Below are 1,464 nucleotides of genomic sequence, written 5' to 3'. Positions count from 1 at the left end.
GCACTTCACCCACGATGCGCGCGGCAATCTGCTACACCGCGAAGCGCCGGGGGAAGGAACCACGCGCTATGCGTGGGACAAGAAGGATCGTCTGATTCTCTGCGATCTTCCCAGCGGGGCGTGGGTACGTTGCGAGTATGACGGCGAGGACAATCTCATCCGCTACGAGGACGAAGCGCGGCAGGAAACGCGCTTCACGTATTACGGACAGGGACAGCTTCAGACGCGCACCGATCCGGATGGCAGCATCACCTGCTATCACTACGATACGGAAGAGCAGCTGATTGGCGTGAGCAATCCGCTTGGGCAGACCTGGCATTTGAAGCGCGATGCAGCGGGCCGGTTGATCGAGGAGATCGACTATTTCGGGCAGGCGCGTGGCTATGGCTACGATCCGGCGGGGCACTTGACACGTACCATCGATCCGCTCGGGCGCGTGCTGAACATTCGTTGCGATCCGTTGGGACGTATCGTGAGCCGCATCGCGGAGGGCAACGGCGAGGACGAGCACTACGCTTATAACAAGCGCGGTCAGTTGAGCCAAGCGCGCAATGCGCATGGGCTGATCGAGCGTGAATACGACCTCGACGGACGGCTCACGAGCGAGACCCAGAAGCACGCCGATAGGCTCGGCAGCCTGAGCTACGAGTACGACTCAGCGGGGCAATTGCAACTGCAGCAGCGCGAGCTGCGCGAATTGAATGGCGAGGTGTGCTATCGGCAGACGCTGAGCCATGAGTACGATGAGCTGGGACTGGCCCGCACGTTGAGCATCGATACGCATGAGCCGATCCGCTTCACACATGATCTGGCGAGCCGCTTGAGCGGGATCGCGTTCGCACCGGGACTCGATCACGCGTTCAGCTACGACACCGCGGGGCGGCTCGCGCGACAGAGCGCGCGGCGTGCGGGGCATCGCGAGACGCATATCGGATACGAATATGACGTCAGTGGCAACCTGGTCACGCGCAGCGATAGCCGGCTGGGGGTGGATCGGTATCGCTACGATCCGATGGGAAGAATTGTCGCGCATACGGATCCGGGGCAGCGACTGCGTCGGTACGTGTATGACGCGCAAGGCGATCGGTTCTCGCAGGTGCGCGCGACTGAGCAAGGCCGGGAGTGGCGCCATCCGGACGGTGCGCGCTGGTGGCTGGATGCGGCGGGGCAACTGAGCGAGCGCACGCATCCTGCACGGGGCGTGGAACGGTTCACGTGGGACGTGTTCGGGCGGATGGTGGGGTTTGAGAACACCGCTAACGAGCGATGGGTGTATCGATATGATGCGCTCGGTCGGCGTATTGGGAAGCAGGCGGCGGATGTCAGGGCGGAGACGGGGCGGAGGCATCGCGACGAAGGGGCGCAGACGTGGTTCCTGTGGGACGGCGATGCGATGGCCGGCGAGGTGCGGCGCACGGCGCGTCATGCGAGGGAAGCGCGGTTTTATGTGTATCGGCAGGATGG

At 63.4% G+C, this 1,464-nt stretch carries 1 pseudogene; it reads left to right on the top strand.

The annotated features are described in order from the left end of the window. A pseudogene (locus QCE63_RS35415) lies at positions 1 to 1,464 on the top strand (hypothetical protein); the annotation flags it as partial.

The organism is Caballeronia sp. LZ065 (assembly GCF_031450975.1).
GTDB lineage: Bacteria > Pseudomonadota > Gammaproteobacteria > Burkholderiales > Burkholderiaceae > Caballeronia.
Note: the sequence above shows the minus strand (reverse complement) of the source record. Positions and strands in the feature narration are given on the sequence as shown.